The 26,667-nt window shown below is 51.1% G+C and carries 22 protein-coding genes; 18 read left to right on the forward strand and 4 right to left on the reverse strand.

The window, feature by feature from the left end:
* Window positions 1-173 precede the first annotated feature (173 nt).
* Window positions 174-641, forward strand: a complete 468-nt coding sequence (locus KI362_RS21605) for a GNAT family N-acetyltransferase (RefSeq protein WP_301630390.1) — start codon at window positions 174-176, stop codon at window positions 639-641.
* A gap of 77 nt (window positions 642-718) precedes the next feature.
* Here the strand turns inward: KI362_RS21605 and KI362_RS21610 are convergent, their stop codons facing one another.
* Window positions 719-1,318 (reverse strand): hypothetical protein, encoded by a 600-nt coding sequence (locus tag KI362_RS21610; protein WP_301630392.1) that lies wholly within the window; start codon window positions 1,316-1,318, stop codon window positions 719-721.
* Between the two features lie 243 nt (window positions 1,319-1,561).
* Here KI362_RS21610 and KI362_RS21615 point away from each other — a divergent pair, with 243 nt between their 5' ends.
* From KI362_RS21615 to gyrA, 14 genes are all read left to right on the forward strand, one after another.
* Entirely contained in the window at window positions 1,562-3,160 is a 1,599-nt protein-coding gene (locus KI362_RS21615) for a response regulator (protein ID WP_301630394.1), read from the forward strand.
* Window positions 3,157-4,944 (forward strand): sensor histidine kinase, encoded by a 1,788-nt coding sequence (locus KI362_RS21620; protein ID WP_301630396.1) that lies wholly within the window; start codon window positions 3,157-3,159, stop codon window positions 4,942-4,944. The genes KI362_RS21615 and KI362_RS21620 overlap by 4 nt, the downstream gene beginning before the upstream one ends.
* A gap of 1 nt (window position 4,945) precedes the next feature.
* Window positions 4,946-5,923, forward strand: a complete 978-nt coding sequence (locus tag KI362_RS21625) for a substrate-binding domain-containing protein (protein ID WP_301630398.1) — start codon at window positions 4,946-4,948, stop codon at window positions 5,921-5,923.
* Between the two features lie 118 nt (window positions 5,924-6,041).
* On the forward strand, window positions 6,042-7,070 hold the full coding sequence (locus tag KI362_RS21630; protein ID WP_301630400.1) for a galactose ABC transporter substrate-binding protein: 1,029 nt from the start codon (window positions 6,042-6,044) through the stop codon (window positions 7,068-7,070).
* Between the two features lie 180 nt (window positions 7,071-7,250).
* Window positions 7,251-8,735, forward strand: a complete 1,485-nt coding sequence (locus tag KI362_RS21635) for a sugar ABC transporter ATP-binding protein (RefSeq protein ID WP_374705698.1) — start codon at window positions 7,251-7,253, stop codon at window positions 8,733-8,735.
* A gap of 24 nt (window positions 8,736-8,759) precedes the next feature.
* Entirely contained in the window at window positions 8,760-9,773 is a 1,014-nt protein-coding gene (mglC, locus tag KI362_RS21640; protein ID WP_044478844.1) for a galactose/methyl galactoside ABC transporter permease MglC, read from the forward strand.
* Between the two features lie 200 nt (window positions 9,774-9,973).
* Window positions 9,974-10,492, forward strand: a complete 519-nt coding sequence (locus tag KI362_RS21645; protein ID WP_306432851.1) for a CAP domain-containing protein — start codon at window positions 9,974-9,976, stop codon at window positions 10,490-10,492.
* 91 nt (window positions 10,493-10,583) lie between these two features.
* On the forward strand, window positions 10,584-11,255 hold the full coding sequence (locus tag KI362_RS21650) for a PspA/IM30 family protein (protein WP_044478841.1): 672 nt from the start codon (window positions 10,584-10,586) through the stop codon (window positions 11,253-11,255).
* Window positions 11,256-11,279: 24 nt separating this feature from the next.
* Window positions 11,280-11,786: a DUF4178 domain-containing protein gene (locus tag KI362_RS21655; protein ID WP_301630408.1), complete on the forward strand. Its 507-nt coding sequence runs from the start codon at window positions 11,280-11,282 to the stop codon at window positions 11,784-11,786.
* 138 nt (window positions 11,787-11,924) lie between these two features.
* Window positions 11,925-12,752 (forward strand): GDSL-type esterase/lipase family protein, encoded by an 828-nt coding sequence (locus tag KI362_RS21660; RefSeq protein WP_301630410.1) that lies wholly within the window; start codon window positions 11,925-11,927, stop codon window positions 12,750-12,752.
* Entirely contained in the window at window positions 12,749-13,738 is a 990-nt protein-coding gene (locus tag KI362_RS21665; RefSeq protein WP_301630412.1) for an ABC transporter ATP-binding protein, read from the forward strand. Before KI362_RS21660 ends, KI362_RS21665 begins: the two co-directional genes overlap by 4 nt.
* On the forward strand, window positions 13,722-14,723 hold the full coding sequence (locus tag KI362_RS21670) for an ABC transporter permease (RefSeq protein WP_301630414.1): 1,002 nt from the start codon (window positions 13,722-13,724) through the stop codon (window positions 14,721-14,723). The genes KI362_RS21665 and KI362_RS21670 overlap by 17 nt, the downstream gene beginning before the upstream one ends.
* 79 nt (window positions 14,724-14,802) lie before the next feature.
* Complete coding sequence (gene parE / locus KI362_RS21675; protein ID WP_044478836.1) at window positions 14,803-16,788, forward strand: DNA topoisomerase IV subunit B; 1,986 nt, start codon at window positions 14,803-14,805, stop codon at window positions 16,786-16,788.
* Between the two features lie 12 nt (window positions 16,789-16,800).
* Window positions 16,801-19,236 carry a DNA gyrase subunit A gene (gene gyrA / locus KI362_RS21680; RefSeq protein WP_301630471.1) on the forward strand — a complete coding sequence of 812 codons (2,436 nt, stop codon included), beginning with the start codon at window positions 16,801-16,803 and terminating at the stop codon, window positions 19,234-19,236.
* Between the two features lie 42 nt (window positions 19,237-19,278).
* On the opposite strand, the gene KI362_RS21685 is transcribed toward gyrA, so the two are convergent.
* The gene (locus tag KI362_RS21685; protein WP_301630417.1) at window positions 19,279-20,160 is read right to left on the reverse strand and encodes a LysR family transcriptional regulator; all 882 of its coding nucleotides are present in this window, start codon (window positions 20,158-20,160) and stop codon (window positions 19,279-19,281) included.
* 134 nt (window positions 20,161-20,294) lie between these two features.
* Here KI362_RS21685 and KI362_RS21690 point away from each other — a divergent pair, with 134 nt between their 5' ends.
* The 3 genes from KI362_RS21690 (at window position 20,295) to KI362_RS21700 (ending at window position 24,436) form a co-directional block, all read left to right on the forward strand.
* A complete protein-coding gene (locus KI362_RS21690; protein ID WP_374705699.1) occupies window positions 20,295-21,368 on the forward strand; it encodes a branched-chain amino acid aminotransferase in 1,074 nt (357 codons plus the stop codon).
* 139 nt (window positions 21,369-21,507) lie between these two features.
* Window positions 21,508-21,921 carry a MarR family winged helix-turn-helix transcriptional regulator gene (locus KI362_RS21695; protein ID WP_301630421.1) on the forward strand — a complete coding sequence of 138 codons (414 nt, stop codon included), beginning with the start codon at window positions 21,508-21,510 and terminating at the stop codon, window positions 21,919-21,921.
* A 226-nt stretch (window positions 21,922-22,147) separates the two neighbouring features.
* The gene (locus KI362_RS21700) at window positions 22,148-24,436 is read left to right on the forward strand and encodes a preprotein translocase subunit SecA (RefSeq protein WP_301630473.1); all 2,289 of its coding nucleotides are present in this window, start codon (window positions 22,148-22,150) and stop codon (window positions 24,434-24,436) included.
* A 515-nt stretch (window positions 24,437-24,951) separates the two neighbouring features.
* On the opposite strand, the gene KI362_RS21705 is transcribed toward KI362_RS21700, so the two are convergent.
* Window positions 24,952-25,683: an RluA family pseudouridine synthase gene (locus tag KI362_RS21705; RefSeq protein WP_301630423.1), complete on the reverse strand. Its 732-nt coding sequence runs from the start codon at window positions 25,681-25,683 to the stop codon at window positions 24,952-24,954.
* Window positions 25,683-26,549, reverse strand: a complete 867-nt coding sequence (locus KI362_RS21710; RefSeq protein WP_301630475.1) for a class I SAM-dependent methyltransferase — start codon at window positions 26,547-26,549, stop codon at window positions 25,683-25,685. Before KI362_RS21710 ends, KI362_RS21705 begins: the two co-directional genes overlap by 1 nt.
* Window positions 26,550-26,667: the final 118 nt, after the last annotated feature.

The raw sequence follows: 26,667 nt of genomic DNA on the forward strand, positions 1-26,667 counted from the left end.
TACTATTTAATGGCTTAGTTCAGTTAGAGAAATCCGTGAACAACAGCGATCGTAAGCACACTTCACACGTTGCCTACAGAGTAGAATCATCGATCAACTGATAGTAACAACCATAGGTTGTTACCCTAGTCCGCAGCTTTTGGAGAACTGCGGCAAGTATATCAAAAGGTGGAGTGGTCCCATTGAGTAGTCAGGTTTGCAGTCCTGTCCTGGTGATTCGAAGAAGTTCCTGCGCAGATGTGCAGTACATGATTCCATTGATGCGGCAGTTGCGTTATCCGACAACGGTCAATGTATTGAAGGAGCGGCTTGCCATGCTGGAAAATCATGAGCAAATGTCCTGTCTGGTTGCCGAATTGGATGGCAAGGTGGTAGGTACGGTATTTCTTAAGCAGCATCAGACGCATGATATGAGTAAACCTGTAACTTTTATTACAGCTCTGATCGTCGATGATCAACATCGGGGACAGGGGATAGGGCGACGTCTGCTGGATGAGGCCGAACGCTGGGGCGCTGTGCGCCATAGCTCACAGCTGCATGTTTCGATTGCCCGGGAGAGCAGCTTCTCCAGCAAGCCTTTTTATGAACGCTGCGGTTTTGTGAGTGCTGGTTATCATTTGAGCAAAATAGTACAAGGATAATTTCAAATTTCCTAAAAAAAGGATCATCTGCGGAGCTTTGCTTCCGACGGATGATCCTTTTATCATTTCTGCGGTGATTAATTGGCTTTAGCCGGGAATAAGGTTCTTTCCTGCAACGCGTATCCGGCCTTGGAATGGCAATATTTATCCCGGTAGTGGTTCAGCGACCCCCGGAAATGAAGCTTCAGGCAGGAGCAGGTAGACAAGTCGTCAGGCGTCGTCAAACAAGCGGATTTGTCCAACAGCTGCATGCCTGAATTCAGAAACACGCTGCTCACAAACTGGGAGCAGAAGAAGGAATTTTTTCCTCCGAGCTCCATGTTAAGCACGACGCCAAGAATGCCAAGGAAATTATAGCTGTACAAGTCCTTATTCTCCTCAAATTGACGGACGTAGTCTCTCATTTGATGGTATACAGATTCACTGACCGTACAGCTGTATATCGCACAAGAAGCCTTGTCGAAGACGCGGGAATGAATGTTTTCCTTAACAAAGCCGCCCAGGATCGGAAGCATCGGATGCTTGCGGCCGAAGCTGTACATTTCTTTAAGCTCCGAATCGAACGCAATGGATGCATGATTATAAGGGGCTCTGGTGTAAAAGCCGATCATTTTAGCGACGACGGTATTGGGATTGCTGAGCAAGACATAAATTTGTTTGGTTTGTACATTGTTCATATTTATTCCACACCCACATTATAATTGGTTAACAATTCCCAAATGGTCTGTTCCATTTGATATTAACATGGTATCGAAATACTTGGAATACTTAAATAGACCAGGGACGGAAAATGAAACTGGACCAAGGTCGTGGATCGGATGCAGCAGCAACGTTTAGAAACCGTTTACAAAAATGCAAGTATCGGGTAGAATCGGTTGTTGGAAATGAGTGAGAATCCTAGATGAAGAAGGTTGATTCGGATGTACAAGCTGCTGCTGGTGGATGACGAAGTCGATGTAAGAGAAGGATTGCTGCATTTGATAGATTGGCAGAGTATCGGCTGCGAGGTGGTAGATACGGCTGAAAATGGAAGAGAAGCCATGGAGCTGGTCGAGAAATATTTGCCTGACATTGTGGTGACGGATATTCAGATGCCCTTCATGAACGGTCTTCAGCTGTCGGAATGGATCCGTTCTGTGTATCCGGACACGAAAATCGTTATTCTGACCGGATTTGAGGAATTCGAATATGCTCAGAGAGCGGTTTCGCTTGGCATTGACGACTATCTGCTCAAGCCCTTCTCTGCCGGAGAATTGTGTGCCGTGCTCGATAAAGTGAAGGTCAGGCTGGATCAACAACGCCAGGCGAAGGAGGATATTCAGCAACTCAAGGAGCATTATTTCCGAAACCTTCCGGTCCTTCGCAGTCTGTTCCTGAACAGCCTTGTCAGCCATGTGCTGGGCAGGGAAGAAATCCTCGAAAAATGCAGCCAATATGATCTTGACCTGCAGGGCGAAGGATATATGGTTGCTGTCATTCATCGAGACGAAATTCAGGAGAAGGACCCCGAGCTCCAGCTGTTTGCCGTGTTGAATGTCGCTGAAGAGCTGGTAAGCCGCTGCTCCAGGTCTCTTGTATTCATTCATCTCAACGCGGTCATTGTTCTGGCTGTATTCGACAGCCGTGATCACGAAGAAATGACGAGCAGGACACTGAAGCTGCTTGAAGAGATCCGCTATACGGCTGAACGCTATTTGAAGCTGACTCTGACCATCGGAGCCGGTTCGGCAGTTAATGAGCTTAGCGAGCTCAATTCCTCGTATCAGGATGCGATGCGGGCACTGGATTACCAGCTTATATTAGGCAACAACAAGGTCATCTGGATTGATGATGTGGAGATGAGGCAGGTTGTGCCCTTCATATTTGATAAAGAGAAGGAACGAGAACTCATCCGTTGCCTGAAGCTCGGAAGCGATGAGGAGCTTGAGCAATTGCTGGATGAGTTGTTTAACGGATTGCTGGATAGCCGCACTACAGATCAGGATTTGCAGGCATACCTGCTTCTGATGCTGACCGCTGTGGTTAAGGCCGCGCAGGAAATGCATGAAAATCTGGATGCGCTGTTTGGAGAAACGGGCGCTTTCCTGGGGCAGTTCTCCCGGCTGAATTATTCGGCTGAAGCCAAGGGCTGGTTTACGGGGATCTGCTTCACCTTGAAGCGATCCATTGCGAGTGAGCGGCAGACCGGCTACCAGAAGCTGGTAGAAGAAGCGAAGCAGTTCATGAATGAGCATTATCAGGACTGCGAGCTTTCCATCGGCAAGGTATGCAAGCAGTTCCACATCAGCACCGGATATTTCAGCAATATTTTTAAAAAGGAGACGAAGACGACCTTTGTGAGTTATTTGATGGGCTTAAGGATGGAGGCTGCGAAGCACTTGCTTCTGACCACGGACATGAAGTCCTTTGAAATAGCAGAGCGTGTCGGGTTCGCCGATCCGAATTATTTCAGCTTTTGCTTCCGCAAGAAATTCGGGATCTCGCCTAAAGAATTCCGGAATGGAGTCCAACCGCTATGAGCTGGCTTCGTTATATCGGCAAAGCGATTCGGAATTTCCATTTCCGCAAAATTCAGTCGCTGATTTCGATGTCTTCCGTGACTGTGACCATTGTCGCCGTAGTTCTGGTTAGTGTGCTGCTTGTGGAGCGTTCCGCGCGAACGGCGGAAGAGAACGCCTACATGAACCTGGGGCAGATCATCGAGCAGGTGAATGCCAATCTGGAGCTGTATGTCGGCGGGATGCAGGATGTGTTCACGGTGGCAGAGAAGCGGATTCAGCAATCTCCGGATCTCCATAGCGATGTCAGACTGGGAGATCAGTTGGAGACCATTCTGAGCACCCGGGAGGATCTGGTAACAATGGCTCTCTTCACAGAGGAGGGGGAGCTCGTGCGAAATCTGCCTTCGAATGGGATGCGCAAAAATACCAGGCTGACCGAGCAGACCTGGTTCGAATCCGCCCTGCAATACCCGAGTAGCCTGCAATTTTCACCTCCGCATATTCAGAACTTGTTCAAATCGGATTACCGCTGGGTCGTGTCGATGAGTAAGCTGGTTCATTATAATGATGGGGCGCAAGAGAAGCAAGGCGTTCTGGTCATGGACTTCAATTTCCGGACCATTGATGAACTGAGCCAGCGGGTAAGCCTGGGCAAGAAGGGTTACGTCTATATCATCGATAACGTAGGCAATATCGTCTATCACCCGCAGCAGCAGTTGATCTATGCCGGGCTGAAATATGAAAATCTAGAGCCGGTGCTTAACTATTCCTACGGTAGTTATATGGACAATCTGGATGGCGAGAAGCGCCTGATTACGATACAGACGGTAAGGCCGGCAGGGTGGAAGATTGTCGGGGTTGCCTATGCGGATGAGTTCTTGACGACCCGCCAGGAATTGAGCCAATTTCTATACGGGTTTCTTTTGGTTGCGATTATTATCATTATGGCCGTCAATATTTATGTGTCCGCGAAAATATCCCAGCCGATTCAGCGCCTGGAACGGTCGGTGCAGATGGTGGAGCGGGGCGATTTCGGAACTAATGTGTATGTCAGCGGGGCTTATGAGGTAGAGCAGCTGTCCAAGCGCTTCAATCTGATGCTGCGCCGGATCAGGGAACTGATGGATCAGATTATTAACGAGCAGGAAGCGAAGCGGAAAAGCGAGCTTGATGTGCTGCAATCGCAGATTAATCCGCATTTTCTTTATAACACGCTCAATTCAGTTACCCGAATGGCGGAGCTCGGACGGAACGAAGAGGTGGTAACGACGATTACCTCCTTGTCGCGCTTCTTTAGGATCAGCCTTAGTAAAGGAGATCATATTATTCCGCTTCGGGACGAGCTGGAGCATGTCCGGCATTATTTGATTATTCAAAATATCCGGTTCAAGAATAAATTCCGTTATGAAATTGAGGCGGAGGAGGACATTCTGGACGCATTGACCTTGAAGCTGATCCTCCAGCCGATTGTGGAAAATGCGATTCATCACGGAATCGAGCCGTCGCCTGAGCCGGGCTTGATCCGTATTCGTGCGTTCAGGGAAGGGGAGCTTCTGAACATCATGATTTCCGATAATGGAGTAGGCATGGACAAGGAGAGGCTTGCCCGACTGAAGGCCGGCAAGCTTCATAGTGAAGGCGGCTCCGGCGTGGGCGTCAACAATGTGCAGGAGCGAATTGTGCTCTACTACGGCAAGCCTTATGGATTGCATTACGAGAGCGAGCCGGAGGAGGGCACGACGGTGACGATTACCTTGCCGCTGACCGTCCAAGACTCTAATTCCCGCGAAGGGGGCATATAGAATGAAGCAGTTATTGCACTTATTCAAGACGGGATTCGCTATCACGCTATTGATTATAACTGCGGCCTGTACGGGAGCCGGAGATCTGCCCAACGATGAAGACGCCATTGTGATTGATATGATTGTCAAGATGAACCGGGGCGATTATTGGAGCACGATTCAGATGGGGGCTGAGGTTGCCGCCAAGGAATATAATGTCAGCCTGAATGTGCTTGCTCCGGAGAATGAAAATGATGTTCAAGGACAAATTCAGCTGATGGAGGACTCCATTGCCCGCCGGCCGGATGCGATTATTTTGGCCGCAAGCGATTATGAGGCTCTTGGCCAAGTGACGGATCGAACCTCCTATTACGATATCCCGGTCATTTCCATGGACTCCGAGGTGGCCTCCACGAAGGTAAAGACCTATGTCGGCACCAACAATTACGAGGCCGGTCAAAAGGCAGCCGAGCGGCTTATGGAGCTGACTGGCGGCCAGGGAGACATCGGTATCGTGAATTTCGTACAGGGTGCGCGGAATGCAGATCAGCGGGAGGAAGGCTTTATGGACTATGCGGCCCGATTTCCGGGCGTTCGGATTGTGGAGGTGCTGTATTGCGGCTCCGATGAAGAGCTGGCGTACCGGCTAACCCGTGAAATGATTAAGCAGCATCCCGGCTTGACCGGGCTCGTATCGCTTAGTGCTGAATCCTCGATCGGTGCGGGAAGAGCTGTAGAGGAAGCAGGACTCGGTTCCCGCTTCAAGATGATTGCTTTCGACAATCCTCCGGAAATGCTGGAGCTGCTTCAGGAGGAGACGGTTCAGGCCATGGTGGTTCAGAATCCGTTCAATAACGGCTACATGGCGGTAGCGGCGGCAGTCAAGGCGGCCCGCGGAGAACGGTTGGAAGACAAAATCCCCACGGATACCAAGCTGATCGATCTGGATAATATGCTGTGGCCGGAGCATCAGAAGCTGTTATTCCCCTTTGTCAAATAATTGATCACAGTAGAATTTTCATAAAACATCTCAGGATATTTGATTCGCAGCAGCCAGAAAAGCCTGCATAATGAAAGCGTATCCAAATTGAAAGAGAAAATATTCAGGAGGTCAAAACATGAAAAAAATCGGAACTGCACTCCTAGCGGCGGCACTGCTGGGCGCCACCCTGACAGGATGCTCCGGGAGCGGAGACAAGTCCAGCGGAGGAAACGGCGAGACCAATATCGGCGTAGCGATCTACAAATTTGACGATACCTTTATGACCGGTGTCCGCAACGCGATTGAGAAAAATGCAAGCGGCATTGCCAAGGTGGATATTGTAGACAGCCAGAACTCGCAGCCGACGCAGAACGATAAGATTGACCTGTTCCTTACGAAGAAGACGAATGCCTTGATTGTTAACCCGGTTGACCGTACAGCGGCCGGCGTCATTATCGATAAAGCCAAAGCGAAGGATACGCCGGTGGTCTTCCTGAACCGCGAGCCGCTGCCGGAAGATATGAAGAAATGGGATAAGGTATATTATGTGGGCGCCAGAGCGGAAGAGTCAGGCACTCTGTCCGGTCAAATCATTGTGGATTACTGGAATGCCAATCCTTCGGCCGACAAGAACGGGGACGGCGTACTGCAATATGTCATGCTGAAGGGCGAGCCAGGGCATCAGGATGCAGAGCTTCGCACCCAATACTCGATTCAGGCGGTTGAGGATGCCGGGATCAAGGTAGAGAAGGTAGCGGAAGATACAGCGATGTGGGACCGCGTGAAGGGGCAAGAGAAGATGGCTGCTTTCCTCGCGGCCAACGGCGACAAGATTGAAGCTGTATTCGCCAATAACGACGACATGGCGCTCGGTGCCATTGAAGCGTTGAAAGCGGCGGGATATTTCACAGGCGATAAATTCATGCCGGTTGTCGGTGTAGATGCAACTGCGCCGGCACTGCAGGCTCTGGAGCAAGGAACCATGCTGGGCACGGTGCTGAACGATGCCGAGAACCAGGGCAAGGCGGCTGTAGTGCTGGCCTCCCTGCTCGCTAAGGGCAGTGAAGTGAATAAGGACAGCGTAGGCTTTGAAGTTACGGATAACCAGTACGTATGGATTCCTTATCAAAAAGTGACGAAAGAAAATGCAGCCGATTTCAAATAAGCCGCTGCACCTGCAGCAGGACTTCTCATAATCAGCTGAGCAATGGGAGGTTCGTACCGGACGGTTCGGACCTCCTTTATTTTTTGGAATGGAGTCTGGAGGAGAAGCAGGACTGTGCCTCTGTACGATTAACCTTGCTAGGGGGCGAAACAAGTGTCAGAACAGCAATATGCATTGGAAATGATCGGAATATCAAAGGAGTTTCCCGGTGTCAAAGCGCTTGACGGCGTGACCTTGCAAGTCAGACCGGGGACCGTTCATGCTCTGATGGGGGAAAATGGAGCCGGGAAATCCACTTTGATGAAATGCTTGTTCGGGATTTATAAGCAGGATGATGGCGAAATAAAAATTAACGGCGAGAAGGTTGAGATTAATAATTCCAGCGATGCGTTAAGGCATCGGGTATCGATGATTCACCAGGAGCTCCACCCGGTGCCTTTCCGGAATGTGATGGAGAACATCTGGCTCGGGCGGTTTCCGATGATGGGCTGGGGACCGATTAAATTCGTCAACCACAAGAAGATGTACAAGGACACGGAAGATCTGTTCAAGCAATTGGATATTGATTTGAGTCCGGATACGCTCGTCGGAAAACTGTCGGTCTCCAAAATACAGTCTATCGAAATTGCCAAAGCGGTTTCCTTTAATTCGCAAATTATCGTGATGGACGAACCTACTTCCTCCCTGACAGGAGTCGAAGTAGAGCACTTGTTCCGAATCATCAATGATTTGAAGAAGCGCGGCGTGTCTATCATTTATATTTCACACAAGATGGAGGAGATTCTCAGAATCTCTGATGACGTCACGATTATGCGGGATGGGAAAAAGATCGTCACCTGGCCGGCAAGCGAGTTGACGACTGATCTGATTATCTCGAAAATGGTCGGCCGCGATTTGACGCAGCGCTTCCCGGACCGGTTTAACGTTCCTAACGGCGTCATCCTGAAGGTTGAGGGCTTGACCTCGCCGGAGCCGAAATCGTTCAAGGATATTAGCTTCGAGCTCCGCAAAGGCGAAATTCTCGGGATCGGCGGCCTGGTAGGCGCACAGCGGACCGAGCTGGTCGAAGCGCTGTTCGGACTGCGGGCAATTTCGTCGGGAAGTGTCTCGATTAACGGTAAGGAGGTCAGGATTACAAGTCCTGAGGACGCCAAGAAGTATGGCTTGGCCTTGCTTACCGAGGAGCGGCGCACAACTGGGATATTCCCTGTGCTGTCCGTGCACGAGAATGGGGCGATCGCTAATATGAAGCGTTATGTGACCCCTTATTTTTTGCTTAATGAAAAGCGAAAGAAAGAAGAAGTCAACAAGATGGTGGAAAAGCTGCGCACAAAGACGCCGACACCGAAGACGCTCATAATGAATCTCTCCGGAGGCAATCAACAGAAGGTGCTGCTCGCCCGCTGGCTGCTTACCGATCCTGACATCCTGCTATTGGATGAACCGACAAGAGGGATTGACGTCGGCGCAAAGTATGAGATTTATACGCTCATTGCGGATCTGGCGAAGCAAGGCAAGAGCATTATCATGATTTCATCCGAAATGCCGGAACTGCTGGGCATGTCTGATCGAGTGATGGTCATGTCCGAAGGCCGGCTCACAGGAATCCTTGACGGAGCCCAGGCTACGGAAGAAGAAGTGATGCGCTTGGCTGCCCAGCATTAACGGAATGAGAAGGAGGATAAAATCTTGAATATAAATATTAGAAAAATACAAGGGTTTGTGTCTCAAAACGCCATTTATATCGTGCTTGCTGTGCTGGTTATCGGAATTGCCATTTATAATCCTAACTTTATCGGCATCAACACGTTCCGCGATATTTTGGTTCAATCTTCAACCCGTGTCATTATTGCGCTTGGCGTGGCTTTCATTCTCATTACCGGCGGCACCGACCTGTCTGCAGGCCGGATGGTGGGACTCACAGCCGTCATTTCGGCTTCCATGCTTCAGGTAGAGGACTATCCGCGGCGATTCTTCCCGGATCTCCAGCATCTTCCGCTGCTTGTTCCGATTTTGATTGCCATCGTTGTCGGTCTGATCTTCGGCATGATCAATGGAATTATCGTCTCCAAGCTCAAGGTTCCGCCATTTATCGCGACGCTCGGCACGATGGTAGCCATATACGGAATTAACTCCCTGTATTTCGATACGGATCCGAATCAGTCCCAACCGATCGGCGGTCTGCGCGATGACTTTACAAGGATTGGATCGGGGAGCATCGGGAGCGGCGATTTTAAGATTCCCTTCATCGTTCTGATCGCTATAGCCGTAAGTATTATCGTATGGGTGCTGTTCAATAAGACTCGGCTCGGTAAAAATATGTACGCCATTGGCGGCAACGAGCAAGCGGCGCGGGTATCTGGGATCAATGTGACTAAATATCTGATCATCATCTATTCGATTGCCGGCGCGCTCTATGGCCTTGCAGGGGTATTGGAAGCAGCCAGAACCGGCGGCGCAACCAACAACTACGGGAACATGTACGAGCTGGATGCAATTGCAGCCTGCGTCGTAGGCGGAGTATCGACCACTGGCGGGATTGGCACGGTCCCTGGCGTGATGGCGGGGGTGCTGATCTTTACAGTCATTAACTACGGCTTGACATTCATCGGTGTGGGACCCTACTGGCAGCTTATTATCAAGGGCGCCATCATTGTAGCAGCCGTAGCGTTCGATATGCGGAAATATGCCTCCAAAAAATAAAGGATCACTCCGTTGAAAAAAATGCCTCTTCGCATCCGAAAGGTGATCACGATCACCCTTCGTTGATTTGCGGAGAGGTTTTTGCCACTTTTTTCCCATGAATTGCGCACCTGGATATGCTAAAATATGACAAGAAGCACATTTTTTATCCAGAAAACATCTGCCGACTTAACGCGGATTAGCTCGTGGGAGGATTACATATGAAGAAGCCATTCATTAAATGGATCTCTGCAGGCATGATCGCCTGCATCTTGGGAACGGGGATTGGAGCAGGGCAAGCCGGCCGCCAAGTCACTCATGCGGCAACAAACACCGCAGTAGCTGCCCTTTACGCCCAGATACAGAAGGAACGGGCCGCCGAGGTGGTCAAGCTGGTTAATCAGATTCGGGTCGAAGCCGGATTAAAGCCGCTAACGGTGCACACAAACTTGACGAAGATGGCCAAGACCAAGGCCGTGGAAATGTATAACAGAAACTATTTCAATCACACATCTCCTGTATATGGCTCTCCCTTCGAGATGATGGATGCGTTCAATATTACGTACCGTTACGCCGGCGAGAATATTGCCAAGGGGCAGTGGTCCGCCAAGGAGGTTGTGCAGGATTGGATGGACAGTCCGGGACACAAGGCAAATATTTTGAACAAGAACTATAATCTGATCGGTGTGGGCTACTACAACGGTTATTGGGTGCAGGAATTTATCGGAACAGGCAAATAGAAACAATTTTATTTAAAAGAGTTGAAACCTATAAATGAAAGGCACGTAAACATTTATCAAGATCTATATTTTTATTAGGGAGGCTAATTAAATGTCGATTTTTAAAAGATTACGTGACCTGACCATGTCTAACATTCATGCCATGATTGATAAAGCGGAGGATCCGATCAAGCTGACCGACCAGTATATCCGGGATATGCAAGAGGATCTGGAGGACGCTGAAAAGGCTGTCGCTGCACAAATTGCGATTGAGAAGAAGTTCAAAGCGCTTTTTGAGGAGCAGGAAGCTCTGGTTGCGAAGCGGACCCAACAGGCCCATACGGCCGCACAGGCTCAGAACGTGGAGCTTGCCCGCCGCGCACTGGAAGAGAAGAAAACGGCCGAGGGCAAGATGGCTGAATACAAGACAGCGTATGAGCAAAATAAAGCTTCCGCAGACAATCTTCGCGGCAAGCTGGATGAAATGCGCAAGCAATTGGCTGACATGAAAAACAAGCGTGAAACCTTGGTTGCCCGCTACAATGCGGCGAAGGCTCAAACCGAGATCAACAAGGCAATGGGCGGCTTCAACGCCGATTCTGCCAGCAGCGGAATGAAGCGGATGGAGGAGAAGATGCTCCAGATGGAAGCTCATGCGGAAGCCAGCAACGACATGCTCAACAAGCCATCGAGTCTGGATGACGAGTTTGACAAGCTTGGCAAGGATCAGCAGGTGGAAGATGAGCTGGCTGCATTGCTTAAGCAATACGAGGAAAAGAAGTAAGCTTATAGTGAGGTCTAGTCTGATATGAGTGTCTGGAGAAGGATCGGGAAGCTGTTCGCGAAGGCAGAGCCGCCGGCGGTGGAGAAGAGCATGCTGTCGCTTGCCCCGGGAGATATGTGCGAGGTATCGCTGGTTACCTATGCAGTACAAGGCCGCGTACACAACGCAAGCCGCAATGCGGTCGTCTTGACCCTGCAGGACGGAGTGAAGATCAGCTATCTGCACATCGAGGAGCGGGAGACCTTGCAGTATCAGCTGTATCTGCCGATTGACGGAAGGCTGGATACACCGGATGCGGTTCCTGTAGAGATTGAACTGGACGGCCATCTGTTTCATTTGGAGGAGCAGTATATCGGAGCGGTGACGGTTACCGGACGAACTCCTTTTATGCAAGGCGGAGAACAGCATGTGTGGCAGTTCCAATCCGACGATTATGCATTGCTCCGGGTGGAATGGCAGAACGGCCGGTTCATGCTCTATGAAGGCGAGAAGATCATTCCCGCCGATGTCAGGGTGATACGTGCAAGCTAGTAGTTTCATACCAGGCAGTGCCTTTCGGCACTGCCCTTTCTTATTGCCGCTCCGTTTGCAATTCATGGACAAGATGTTTTATGTTTAATGCATGAATGGGAGAGATTAGATAGGAGTGCAACCTTAGGAGGGCAGGGAATGGGGAAGGGAAACAGAGTCTGGAAAATTACGGGGGCAGCATCAGCAGCAGCCACGCTGATGTTGATCTGCGGATTTGTATATGCTGTATCCGACGTCATCTTTCCGGTACCGTCAGACACGATCTCCACTGGACTTGAGGGTACAGCGTCCAAGGACCAGCAAATTCATCCTGGCAATATGGATGTGACGGCCGTCGGGGATTCTCTGGCGAAGGGAACCGGAGACGATACAGGAAGCGGGTTCGCCAGAGCAACCTCCGAGCTGCTTCAAGAGCAAGGGATCAATTCCAAGCTTGTTAATAACCTTGGAATTAACGGGCTGACGACCTCCGGATTGTTGCCAATGCTGGACGAGGACGGTGTGCAATATGCTCTCCGTCAAGCTGGTGTAATCATCCTATCCATCGGAGCGAATGATCTGTTCGCTGGAGCGGATCAAATGACTGAGTTGCCGGATGAGGAGCAGCTTTCAGTTAAGCTGAAGCAGGCCGAAGAGCGGTTTGCGAAGATTGTTGAAGCCATCCGCGGGATTAATTCGGAAGCACAGCTCGTATATGTCATGCTATACAACCCTTTCTCTGACTTGGAGGAGGTAAGGGAGCAGGGGAACCGGATTGTTCAGGAGTGGAATCGGTTTGCCGCGACAGTGATGGACTCCACGGGACAAGGATTGGCGATTTCTACTTCCGATTTATTTACTTTCAACTCGGGACGCTACCTGGCTGAGGATCATTTTCATCCGAACCGCGAGGGATACCAGGCGATTGCCGAGCGGATTGTTCAGGCACTTGCTGTCACTACAGTGTCGGGGGAGGAGCGCAAATGAAGCTTGAAAGCCATGCGGATCGAGCGGCAAAACTGCCTGAGGTGGTTCTTCAGGTAGATAGGCTGAAGAAGGTGATCGGCAAAAAGACGATTGTGGAGAATGTCTCCTTCACTGTACGAGAAGGCGAGATCTTCGGATTTCTCGGTCCGAATGGTGCAGGGAAGACGACTACGATCCGGATGCTGGTGGACTTGATTCGTCCGACAGAAGGAAGCGTGAGCATTTGCGGACATCAGGTTCATCGCAATCCCGAGCTTGCACTGTCCTATGTTGGCTCCATTGTGGAGAATCCAGAGGTCTACAGCTATCTGACCGGCTATGAGAATCTGGAGCAATTTGCCCGGATGCAGCCGGGGATCTCCAAGGAACGGCTGAAAGAAGTAATTGCCTTGGTCGGGTTGGATGCGCGCATTCATGACAAGGTCAAGACTTACTCGCTCGGAATGCGCCAGCGGCTTGGCATTGCCCAGGCATTGCTTGGGGCTCCCAAACTGCTGATTCTCGATGAGCCGACGAATGGTCTGGACCCGAAAGGGATCAAGGAGCTCAGACAGTTTATCCGAAGCCTGGCGGATCAGGGAATGGCTGTCGTAGTCTCCAGTCATCTGCTGAGCGAAATTCAATTAATGTGCGACAGAGTTGCGATCATCAGCCGGGGGAAGGTGCTGGCCTCCGGGCCGGTGGCCGACCTGATCCAGAATAGCAGCAGCTATGTCGCCTGGCAGTTAGTTCCCCGAGTACGGGGGGAAGAGGCGCTTCGCGCTCTTGGCTGCCAGCTGATCGAGCATCCGGGGGAGGTGCTGGATGATGCGCTGTTAACCGGAAGCATGGAAGGATCCATTCTGACAGCAATGAGGCAAGAGGAGATCCAGGAGCTCATCCCCCAGCTTGTGAAGGCTGGAATTCAAATTCAGGGGGCCCACAAGATTAATCCCACTCTTGAGCAGCTGTTCCTGGAGATGACGGAGCGTGAGAGCATTGAATAATCAAATCATCGGGCTTGTTCGGAATGAAACTGAGAAGATGATCAGGAAGAAGCGTTTCTATGTTGTCCTGCTCGTGCTGCTCGTGTTGGTGCCGGTATTCTCTTATGCGCAAATGAAGCAGGCGGAGAGCAAGCGGGAGAAGTATGGCACCGACTGGCGCAGAGAGGTCCAGCAGGCGATCACGGACAATCAGAATTCGCTGGGCAGTGACCGGGTCCCCGAAGAATGGAAGAAGTATCGCCAAGTCTATATTCAACAGATGAAGTATTATCTGGAGCATGACGTGAATCCTGCCGCGCCGGGAGGAGTTACCTTCACACGCGAGTTCTTGGATAACGCCGCAACCTTGTTTATTCCATTGTTGATTATGGGATTGGGATCCGATATCGTGTCCGCGGAACGCACGACCGGAACGATAAAGATGCTCCTGACGCGCCCGGTGCGCAGATGGAAGATCCTGCTAAGCAAGCTGATCACATTGCTGATGTTTGTGTCATTGACAGTGCTTGCTGTATTTGTGATATGCTATCTGATCTCGGGCATGTTTTTTGGCTACAAGGGATTTCAGCTTCCCGTCTTCACAGGCTTCCGGTTGGAGGGAGCAAGTGTCGATCTATCCTCAGTCCATGCAGTGCCGCAATGGAAATACCTGTTCATGCAGGCGGGTCTGGTCTGGTACGTAGGAGTAGTTGTGGCGATTCTCGCACTGATGGTCTCGGTGCTGGTAAGAAGCACGGCCGCAAGCATTATTATCATGATGTCCTCGCTGATCGCGGGCAACATTTTGACCAACATGGCCTCAGCCTGGACGAGTGCAAAATATCTGTTTATGGTCAATCTGGGTCTAACGGATTATTTAGCTGGGACTCCGGTCCCTATTGAAGGCATGAGTCTCGGATTTTCCTTGCTGGTGCTGGGGATATGGGCAGCCTGTTCGCTGGTTGTTTCATTCCTTGTCTTTACTAAACAGGATATCTTGAATTAAAATGGACAAGGAATAACAAAACATCTGTTTGCATTTTTGTGTGTTTAGATTACATATTGAAGTAAAAGGGGGAGCATGAATGGCCGAACAAATCGATTTGTTCGAAGGGACGAACGGACCTGCGTCCGGAACCGGAACTTCGGGATACGACGCGGACGACATTCAGGTGCTCGAAGGGCTTGTCGCAGTTCGCAAACGACCTGGTATGTATATCGGCAGTACGAGCTCGTCGGGACTTCATCATCTGGTATGGGAGATTGTAGACAATGCGGTCGACGAGCATCTGGCCAAATTTTGTACCAAGATCGACATTTCGCTGAACAAGGACGGCTCCGTTACGGTAATCGATAATGGGCGGGGGATTCCAACCGGGATGCACAAGACCGGTGTTCCAACGCCACAGGTTGTATATACAATTCTGCATGCCGGCGGGAAGTTCGGCGGCTCCGGCTATAAGAAATCAGGCGGCTTGCACGGCGTAGGCGCCTCGGTAACAAATGCGTTATCGGAGTGGCTGGAGGTTGAGATTTACCGGGAAGGTAAAGTTCATCGCATGCGCTTCGAATATTGGGTGGACGACCTTGGCGTCGAACATGTCGGCGAGCCAGTGACTGGCCTGGAGGTACTGGGCAATACGAACAAGAGCGGAACCAAGGTAACGTTTAAACCGGACAAACGTGTGTTTGTGAATGGAATCGGACTGAACTACGATACACTCGCGGAACGTTTGCAGGAGATCGCCTTTCTGAATTCAGGTTTAAAGGTCAGCCTGAAGGACGAGCGGTCCGACCGTTCCGACGAGTTTTTTTACGAGGGCGGAGCCAGCCAGTTCGTGGAATTCCTGAATGATGGCAAGGATGTGCTCCATGAAGTGGTGCATTTCTACGCGGAGCGGGATGATATCGAGGTGGAGGTGGCGCTGCAATACAATGCGGGCTACACCGAGACCCTGGTCTCCTTCGTGAACTCGATCCCGACCCGGGGCGGAGGAACCCATGAGACAGGCTTCAAGACGGCCTATACCCGAGTGATGAATGATTATGCCCGGAAATATGCGATTCTCAAGGAGAAGGACAAAAATCTGGAGGGCAATGACCTGCGGGAAGGCATGATGGCGGTGATCAGCGTCAAAATGTCGGAGGTTGAATTCGTGGGACAGACGAAGGATCAGCTAGGCAGCGCATCGGCCAGAAGTGCGGTGGATGCTGTAGTATCCGAGAAAATGGCACTGTTCCTGGAGGAGAATCCTCAGGTTGCCCAGACGCTGATCAAGAAGGCGATTCAGGCGTCCCGTGCAAGAGAGGCGGCCCGAAAGGCCAGAGACGAGATGCGCACCGGGAAGAAGCGGAGCGAGAGCTCGAATCTGGGCGGCAAGCTGACCCCGGCGCAGTCCAAGGATTTTTCCCGGACCGAGCTGTTTATCGTGGAAGGGGACTCGGCGGGCGGATCGGCCAAGCAAGGCAGAGACTCGAAAATTCAGGCGATCTTGCCGCTGAAGGGCAAGCCGATGAATCCCGAGAAGGCCAAGCTGGCCGATATTATGAAGAACGATGAGTATCGGGCGATCATAGCTGCCATAGGCGCGGGAATCGGCAATGAATTTGCCGTCGAGGACAGCAACTATTCGAAGATTATCATTATGACGGATGCGGATACGGATGGCGCGCACATCCAGGTGCTGCTGCTGACGTTCTTTTACCGTTATATGAAGCCGTTGATCGATGCGGGAAGGGTGTATATTGCTCAACCGCCGCTCTATAAGATTACCCGCCGTTCCGGAAAGCTGGAGACGATTCGTTATGCCTGGAGCGATGAGCAATTGCAAAACTATTTGAAGGAATTCGGCAAGAACTTTGAGCTTCAGCGCTATAAAGGGCTTGGCGAGATGAATCCGGAGCAGCTGTGGGAGACGACCATGGATCCGGAGACCCGGACAATGCTTCAGGTACAGATTGAAGATGCCGCCAAGGCGGAACGCCGCGTATCCACACTTATGGGGGACAAGGTCGATCCGCGCAAGCGCTGGATCGTCGAAAACGTGGACTTTACGGAGTATGAGGAATAGAAGGTGAATGAATTGAGCTCATTGGAGAATTTTTTACCGGCTTTTCTCGAGGAAGTTGTGGGTGACCGCTTTGGCCGGTATTCCAAATATATTATTCAGGACCGGGCGATTCCCGATGTACGAGACGGACTGAAGCCTGTCCAGCGCCGGATTCTGTATGCGATGTACGATTCGGGCAACACGCCGGACAAGCCGTACCGGAAGTCGGCCAAGACGGTCGGGGATGTCATGGGGAATTATCACCCGCATGGCGATTCTTCCATATACGAAGGCATGGTGCGGATGGCACAGCCGTGGAAGATGGGACATGTGCTGGTGGACGGACACGGGAACTGGGGCTCGCAGGATGATGATCCGGCGGCGGCGATGCGGTATACGGAAGCGCGTCTCTCGCCTATAGCGTTGGAGCTGCTAAGAGATATCGAGAAGCGGACGGTTCCGTTCAAGGATAATTTCGATAACACGGCAATGGAGCCGGTCGTGCTTCCCTCCAGATTCCCCAATCTGCTGGTGAACGGTGCCAGCGGAATTTCAGCCGGATTCGCTACGGAGATTCCTCCTCATAATTTGCGCGAGGTCATAGATGCTTGCGTAGCATTGATGGAGAATCCGCAGCTGGAGCTGGGCGATATTCGGGCGTACATTAAGGGACCGGATTTTCCAACCGGCGGAATTATTATGGGCGAAGAGGGAATCCGTGAGGCCTATGAGTCCGGAAAAGGCCGGATTTATTTACGCTCGAAAACAGAGATTGAGACTCTGCGCGGCGGTAAACAACAAATTGTAATTACTGAAATTCCGTATCAGGTTGTAAAATCTCGTCTTGTAACCGCCATGGAGAATATTCGTCTGGAGAAAAAAGTGGACGGTATTGCCGAGGTGCGCGATGAAAGCGGGCGTGCCGGCCTGAGAATCGTCGTGGAATTGAAGAAGGATGCGGATGCCCAGGGGATCTTGGCTTATCTCCTCAAAAAGACGGACCTTCAAGTGACCTACAATTTCAATATGGTTGCCATTGTGAATAAGGCTCCGCGTCAATTGGGACTTAAAGCGATGCTTGACGCCTATATTGCGCATCAGCGCGAGGTCGTTACCTTCCGTACTCGGTTTGAGCTGGAGAAGCTGGAGGATCGCGCCCATGTGCTGGAGGGCCTGGTGAAGGCGCTGAATATTCTGGATGAGGTCATCGCCGCGATCAAGGCTTCGAAGAACCGGCAGGATGCCCAGAACAATCTGCAATGGATGTTCGGCTTCACAGAGCGTCAAGCGGATTCCATTCTGTCCCTGCAGCTCTATCGGCTGACGAATCTGGAGATTACCTCGTTGCAAAAGGAACTGGAGGATATTCAGAAGAAGATCGCCACACTTCGCGGAATTTTGGAAAGCGACCGCAAGCTGATCGCACTGATCAAGAAAGAGCTTCTTGAAATCCGGGAAAAATACGGTATCGACCGCCGTTCTCAAATTCAGGGCGAGGTTGAAGAACTCAAGGTGAATCTGGAAGTGCTTGTGGCTCAGGAGGATGTGCTGGTCACCCTTTCGAACGACGGGTACATCAAGCGCACCAGTATGCTGTCCTTTACTCGTTCCGGAGCAGAGCGCAGCGGATCTGGAGTCAAGGATGGCGACTACATCCGGCAGATCATTGACGTGAATACGCTGCAAAATCTGTTGATTTTCACGCAGCATGGTCAATATTTCGTGCTTCCGGTACATCAGATACCGGAGTTCAAATGGAAGGATAACGGCACCGCGATCGTTAATGTAATTCCGCTCGCCAAGGATGACCGGATTGTCAGCGTCATTCCGCTTGCCGGCTTCGATGAGGCTGCGGCCAGCCTGGTGTTCATTACGAAGCGCGGTCAGGTGAAGCGGACAGAACTGAAGGAGTACGAGACGAAGCGCACCGGAGCGGTTGCTGCCTGCAAGGTAGCTTCAGGTGATGAAGTGATTTCGGTTACGCTCAGCTATAATCGGCAAGAGATTTTACTCTTGACCAAGCTGGGAATGGCTATCCGGTTTGCCGAATCCGAGGTAAATCCGATGGGACGCGTATCTGCGGGTGTGAAAGGCATTACGCTCAAGGCGGAGGATGAAGTGATCACAGGTCTGTGGGTAGAAGGCGATGAAGGGGAAGTGCTCGTCTTATCCGATCTCGGGTACGGCAAGCGCAGTCTGCTTCTGGATTACCCGCTGCAAAGCCGGGGCGGGAAAGGCCTGCAAACCTTCGAATTCAAGGAAGGGAAGCGGGTGAAGCCGAATGGCAGCGTATTGGCAGGCGGATTCCATTGCAAGGATCCGTTGCCGTTGTCTGCGGTGACGAAGGAAGGCGAGAATCATAGCTTCAGCTCTGAGGCTGCCCCGCTGGCCGACCGCAAATCGACGGGCAAGAATCTTGTTCCTGTCGCTAAAAATGATTATATTGCGGATATTTACGTCCTCAGTTAGGTATAAGCTTCGCTGGCCGCGCATTGACGCGGCTTGCGAAGCTTATTTCCCTTGCAGGTAACGCGCCTCCAGATGGAGAATAAATTGATTTAATGCCGGGTCTAGGAAGGTTGATTTTTTATAGACAAGTCCGACCTCTTTCCGGGGAGCAGCGGGAGCCAAAGGGATAATAGCCAGGTCAGTAGAGCGGGTAATTGCCGCATAGGAGGCGGGCAGGATCGTTGCGCCAACCCCTTGCTCTGCCATCCGGATCTGTGAATCCATGGTGGACAGCTCGATCACCGGCCTTAAGGCAATCCCGGCTTGGCGGCAAGCCTGATCAAGCATTTGCCTTGCAAGAAATTTCTGCTGAAACAGAATCAGCGGTACATCACTTAACTCCGGCAGGCTGATCTGCGGAATGCCGGCCTGCTTGTGATGCTTGGAGATGATGCATACCAGTTCCTCATCGAACAGCGGTCGGCTGATCAATTGCTCATCCTCTAGCGGCAGGAAGACGACTCCAAGATCGAGCCGGTTCGTCAACAGCCCCTCGTGGGTCTCATCGGTCGCCAGCTCCATCACGGTCAGCTCGATATCCGGGTACAGCTGGTGGAACGAGATCAACGATTCGGTCAGCAAATGGTTGCCGGAGCAGCCGATTCGCAGCCTGCCGCGCTTCAAGCCCGACAGCTCGCCGATCTTCAAACGGGCCTGGGCGAGTTCGTGATGCACCTGCTGCGCATGCTCCATCAGTATATTCCCGGCGGAAGTAAGATAGGTTTTCTTGCCGGAGCGCTGGAACAACGGTGTTCCCAGTTCTTGCTCGAGAAGCTTGATCTGATGGCTGAGGGTCGGCTGGGTAATTCCCAGACGGTCGGCCGCCTTTGTGAAATGCAGCTCTTCGGCCAGAACCAGAAAGTAGTCAAGCAGACGGTGCTCCATTTTTTTCTCCCCTTCAGTTTAACTGAAATAGTATAGATAATTTCTATGATTATAATCGATACTATGGTATTGATCAATGCAAGCGCTAAGCGTATAGTTAATTCAAATATAAACGGCATTTTTAAAAGGAGCGTATTTCAGTGAAAGAGATCAAAGTAATTCGCAATGAACAGCCAAAGACCAAGCCGGATGGAGATCGTCTCGGCTTCGGCAAATATTTTACAGACCACATGCTGGTTATGGATTATTCTGCCGATCAGGGCTGGCATGAACCAATGATCGTGCCTTACGGTCCGATAACGCTGGATCCTTCGGCGATGGTGTTTCATTATGGCCAGGAGGTATTTGAAGGGATGAAGGCCTACAAAACAGCAGATGGTCATGTCTGTCTGTTCCGGCCCGATGCCAATATGCATCGTCTGAATCAATCCAGCGAGCGGATCAGCATTCCTGAAGTGGATGAGGAACTGCTGCTGGATGGAATTATCGCGCTGGTTCGGGAGGATCAGGACTGGATCCCGGATGGGGCGGAGTCTTCCTTGTACATCCGTCCGTTTATTATTGCAACCGAGCCTGGGCTTGGCGTAAGAGCTGCTAGAGAATATAAGCTGATGGTAATCTTGTCTCCATCCGGATCCTACTATCCAGAGGGAATTCATCCGGTTTCGATCTTTGTGGAAAATCAATATGTGCGTGCAGTACGCGGGGGTACAGGCACGGCCAAGACGGCCGGCAACTACGCTTCCGGAATCAAGGCCCAGGAGATTGCCCAGAAGGAAGGGTATTCTCAGGTGCTTTGGCTCGACGGCGTAGAGAAGAAATATATTGAAGAGGTCGGGAGCATGAATGTATTCTTCAAAATTTCCGGCGAAATCGTAACGCCGGAGCTCTCGGGGAGTATTCTTGCCGGAATCACCAGAGATTCGGTTATTCGCTTGCTGCAATCCTGGGGACATCAGGTTACTGAACGCAAAATTTCGGTAGAGGAACTGTTTGCCGCTTCCAGTGCGGGAACCCTTGAGGAAGCCTTCGGTACAGGAACGGCTGCAGTCATCTCGCCGATCGGCAAGATGAAATGGGACAGCGAAGAAATTACAATTAGCGGTGGACATACCGGCGAAATCTCCAAGAAGTTGTATGATACGATTACAGGAATCCAGAAAGGGGTTCTGGAGGATCCATTCGGTTGGAGAAAAGTGATCCTTTAAGCGTGAGTTCAAAAAGCCAACTTTTCAGCACCTTGAATCCATTGGGGTCAAGCAGGAGTTTGCCTCTCAAGCGTCGAAGAATGCATGACAGTACAAATATAGAGGATCATTCGGATTCGTTCTTGAGGGGTGACAGAATGTGCATACGGCTGAATTCGGCAAGCTGCTTGGGATAATTACCAAGGATTATCAGACGCATATGGAGGGGCAACTGGCTCCAACTTTGACGATGAGCCAGCTTGCGGTATTGGAGCATCTGGAACGGGAAGGGAGCCTGAAGCCTTCTGAATTAATTCCGTTCCTGTCAATAACTCCGGCCGCGGTGACGATGCTGCTCGACCGCATGGAGCGCGGCGAACTCATCCATCGAGAACGGGATGAGGAAGATCGGCGTATCGTGTGGGTCTCGATTACGGATAAAGGCAAGCAAGAAGTCCTGCGTGGCGTACGGCTTAGGGATAGCTATCTGGAGGGTGTGCTCGATCGGCTGTCGACCCATAACCAGCAGCTTCTCGTCTATTTGCTGGGCAAGATTTCAGGCACGAAAGCATAGGAATAGATTAGTGAGGTTGTTATACCTCTGAATCAGAGAAGTTTAATAGGCTTAAGCTGCCAACGCGCATCGGTATTTCGCCGGTGCGCGTTGTTTTAATTTACGCTCGCTGAAATCGCGTTTCTTCATGATAGCCTGACAGATGGATCGAAGATAGAATATAATGATAAAAACTTCTTATACGGATATGCCATAGAGAAATAAGGAGCGGGAGGGATAGATGCCGATGAATTTAGCCGTCAAGTTGATCCGAGAACTTAAAGATCGCGATAATCTGCAAAAGCTGAAGAGCTATCGGGACAAAGTGGAGCTCATCAGGAAACGGAGCCTGGAGGCATGGGATGATAAGCAGCTGCAAGCGGAATCGGTCCGGCTGAAAAGGGAAGCAAAGTCGGGTACGCCATTGGACGAGCTGCTTATCGATGCCTATGCGCTGGTCTGCGAGACGGCGAAGAGAACGATCGGATTACAGCCCTACGATGTTCAGATCATGGCCGCCATCGCTTTGCACGAGCGGTTTTTGATCGAGCAGCACACCGGGGAAGGGAAGACGCTCTCTGCGGTTATGCCCGCTTACCTGAATGCATTGACCGGCGAAGGTGTACATGTGCTGACTTTTAACGATTACTTGGCGAAGCGGGATGCAGCGTGGATGGGACCGATCTATCGTTTTCTAGGATTAACGGTTCAATCGATTCAAGCGGGTATGAGCTTGTCCGAAAAACGGGAAGTTTATGATGCCGATGTAACCTATGTGACGGCAAAAGAAGCAGGGTTCGATTATTTGCGCGACACGATTGCTTTACATCCATCCGATATGGTGCATCGTCCTTTTCACTACGTCATCGTCGATGAGGCGGATTCCCTGCTCCTTGACGAAGCTCGGGTACCGTTGGTCATCGCCGGTGATTCGGAATTTTCCAGCAACGACGATTTTTCTTTTGCTGAGGTGGCTCGGCAGCTGCAGCAGGATGAGCATTATGAATTCGACGAATTTCAGCGAAATGTCTACTTGATTGAGGCAGGAGCCGCAAAAGCAGAGGAACTGCTGGGTTGTGACAATCTGTATGATCGTCATAATGCCGATTTGTTAACGTCATTAAATTGCGCGCTGCATGTGGAAACTTTAATGAAAAAAGATATCGATTATATCGTTAGGGACGGTAAAATTGAGCTGGTTGAAGAGTATACTGGCCGTGTGGCGGAAAACCGTTATTTACCGAACGGGCTGCAGGCCGCACTTGCGGCCAAGGAAGGAGTGCATTGGGAGTCTGGCGGGAAAATTCTAGGGACCATCACCATTCAACATTTCATCAGCCTGTATCCGAAAATCTGTGGAATGACGGCAACCGCACTCGCTTCTGCAATGGATTTCAAGCATATTTATGCGCTGCAGGTGCTGCAAATCCCGCCGAATCTGCCAAACAGACGGATTGACTATCCGCACCGGATATTTACGCACAAAGAAGCCAAGCTGAAGGCGCTGGTGCAGGAAATATCGTCTGTCCATGCGACAGGACGCCCCATTCTCATTGGTACGTCAAGCGTCGAGGAGTCAGATAATCTGGCGGCAGCGCTGGCGGTTGCCCATGTACCTTGCCATGTGCTGAATGCCAAAAATGATTCGGAAGAAGCAGAAATCATTGCCAATGCAGGGGAAATAGGCGCGGTCACGGTGTCTACAAATATGGCGGGCCGCGGCGTTGATATCAGACTTGGAGGAGGGAATGACGAGCAGGCCGAGGCTGTCGCCAAGCTAGGCGGATTATATGTGATCGGCACCTGTGTGAACGAAAGCGTGCGAATTGACAATCAGCTTCGCGGACGTTCAGGCCGGCAGGGAGACCCGGGTTCCTCCATATTTTATGTCAGCCTGGAGGATGAGCTGTTGCTGCGGTTCGGTATGGATAAAATGTTCCATGCTCCTAGGCAGGAGGAGGCCATAGAAGATCCGGTGCTTATCAGGAAGGTTGCGCATATTCAACGTGTTGTTATGGGGCAAAACTTCGATATCCACCAGGAGCTGAACAGCTATTCTGATATGGTTGAGGATCAGCGGCGAATTCTATATGAGGAGCGGCTCCGCATCCTGAAAGGCATGAAGCGGATGAGTCCCGCAGAGCAGCGGGTTCGGCTATTTTATATCGACAAGTATTGGGCCGACCATCTGGCTTATGTTTCATATCTTCGCGAGGGTATTCATCTGGAGAGCCTGACCAGCCGCAGTCCTATAGACGAATTTCACACGCAAATCACCCAAGCCTATGAGCAAATTCCAGCCCGAATTGATGTTGAAACAACGGACATGCTTCAAAGGCTTGGAGGCTCGAACGATCCAGCGGAATGGGAGAAGCTCGGTCTGAAGAGTCCAACCTCAACTCGGACTTATATTATCAACGATCAATACATCCAGAATAAACGCAGCTCGTGGACGGCAACAACGGTGCTCGCTTATTGGTCTCGTCCCCTCTTGAGATGGGCATTGTGGCCGGTACACAAGCTGTCCAAATTTTAATAGAACACGGGTTTGTTGTAAGCCGACTGATGATTATACGTGTGGGGGCAATGTGTGAAGGATGCTTACGATCGCTGTTGTTTGCGGATTTCTTTTATTGGACTAAGTACAGCGTTGCCGGACTTTTGTACGAAATATCAGCCAACCTCGCTCGGTGGACGGTTCCATGGCGGAGTTTTGTACGAAAAGTCGCACAACATCCCTCCCGCATCGCCTGAATCCAGGAATTTGAACGAAATTTCGTATAAAAGCGCCCGTGAAGCGAGGGGACGAGGGCGATTTGTATGAATTATCGTTCAAACTCTTCCAGTCGATGGCATCAAGGAGCAGTTATATACGAAAATTCGTACAAAAAGCATTCGCGTCGCGCTGCGGCCACTTCCTGCAAACACAAAAAAGCCGGATGGGAAATATCACCTTTTCCATCCGGCTTTTTTATGTTCAGGGACTTTGGGGACAGCCCCGTTGCCCCACCTAACTAGTCCTCTGATCTCAATAAAGCATGCTAGTAATCTCTATTCATTGCCTCCGGCTACGCTATCCTCAGTTGCTTGCCTGCAGATCCTTTCCTCCCAAAGCGACCATGGAAAGACCCTGGGCGGGAGAGAGATCAGGTCAACCGGCGTTTTGCTGACCGGATGGGGAAAGCCGACATATACGGACCACAGCGCCAGTTGCTCCCCAGGAGTGTTCAGCCCTGCTCCATACTTCTGATCTCCATACAAAGGGCAGCCTATTCCGCTTAATTGAACGCGGATTTGATGAGAGCGGCCTGTAAGCAATTTGACACGAACCAAGCTAAGGTTCTGTTCCGCATCATATCCGACAATCTTGAAATCAAGAATCGCTTCTTTGCCACCCATTGTTCCAGTCGGAACAATGCTCACGGTATTGGTCCGTTCATCCTTCAACAGCGTATCCTTCAGTCTTCCCTCGGGATGAGCCGGCTTGCCGCGAACGACGGCCAAATAGGTTTTCTCCAGCTTTCTGGTTCGAACGGCATCCGATAATCTTGAGGCGGCCTTGGAGGTTTTGGCAAAGATCATGGCTCCTCCAACCGGGCGGTCAAGCCGGTGCACTAGCCCGAGATAAACATTGCCGGGCTTGGCATATCTCTGGCGGAGATCCTCCTTGAGCAGGTTATGAAGATCTTTATCGCCGCTTGCATCGGCCTGGGTCGGGATATTGACCGGCTTCACAATTCCAAGCAAGTGGTTATCCTCGAACAGGATGGCGATGTCTTGCATCAGGATTCCTCCCACCGTCCAAGAATGCCGCAAGGCAGATGCAGACCGGAGCGGGTAATGGGGAGGCCCAGTTCACCTGCAGAGATCGTACCGCCGCAGCGCTGTTTGATGGTCATGGACAATATATTATGAAGCACCGTAGGTGAGATGCCTGTCGTATAGGAATTAATCAGGAAGAACAGCGGATTGTCCGAAAGTATGGACATGCAGGATTCGACGAAGGGGTACAGGCTCGTCTCCAGCTTCCACATTTCACCGCCCGGTCCTCTTCCATAGGATGGCGGATCCATAATGATGGCATCGTATTTATTGCCGCGGCGCTGCTCCCGCTGCACGAATTTGAATACATCATCGGTAATGAAGCGGACAGGGCGATCAGCAAGACCTGATAGGGCGAGATTCTCCTTGGCCCACTGCACCATGCCCTTGGCTGCATCGACGTGTACAACGGATGCGCCGGCAGATGCGGCTGCTACGGTCGCTCCTCCGGTGTAAGCGAACAGGTTAAGAACTTGAATCGGGCGGCCTGCGGATGCTATCTTGTCCATCATCCAGCGCCAGTTCGCCGCCTGCTCCGGGAACAATCCGGTATGCTTGAAATTGGTCGGTTTAATGTGGAATTTAAGCCGGTCGTAAGAGATGCTCCAGCGATCCGGAAGAGATTTTTTCATTTCCCATTGTCCGCCGCCTGAAGAGCTGCGGTGATAATGGCCATGCACGTCACGCCATTTGGCATTCTCATCCCGGATGGGCCAGATAATCTGCGGATCCGGACGGCGAAGCACTACATCGCCCCAGCGCTCCAGCTTTTCTCCATTGCCGGTATCGATAACCTCGTAATCTTTCCAATCGTTTGCTACATACATTCTTGTCTTCCATCCTTCCATGCGTAAACGGGTTTCCGTGTCTCAAGCGGCTTCCGGGAAGGGAAACCGATTCGCTTGTTATTGTACCTTATTTCGCCATGACCATGCCAACAATATT

Origin of the sequence: Paenibacillus apis, assembly GCF_018333295.1 — a bacterium.
Classification (GTDB): Bacteria; Bacillota; Bacilli; order Paenibacillales; family Paenibacillaceae; genus Fontibacillus; species Fontibacillus antibioticophila.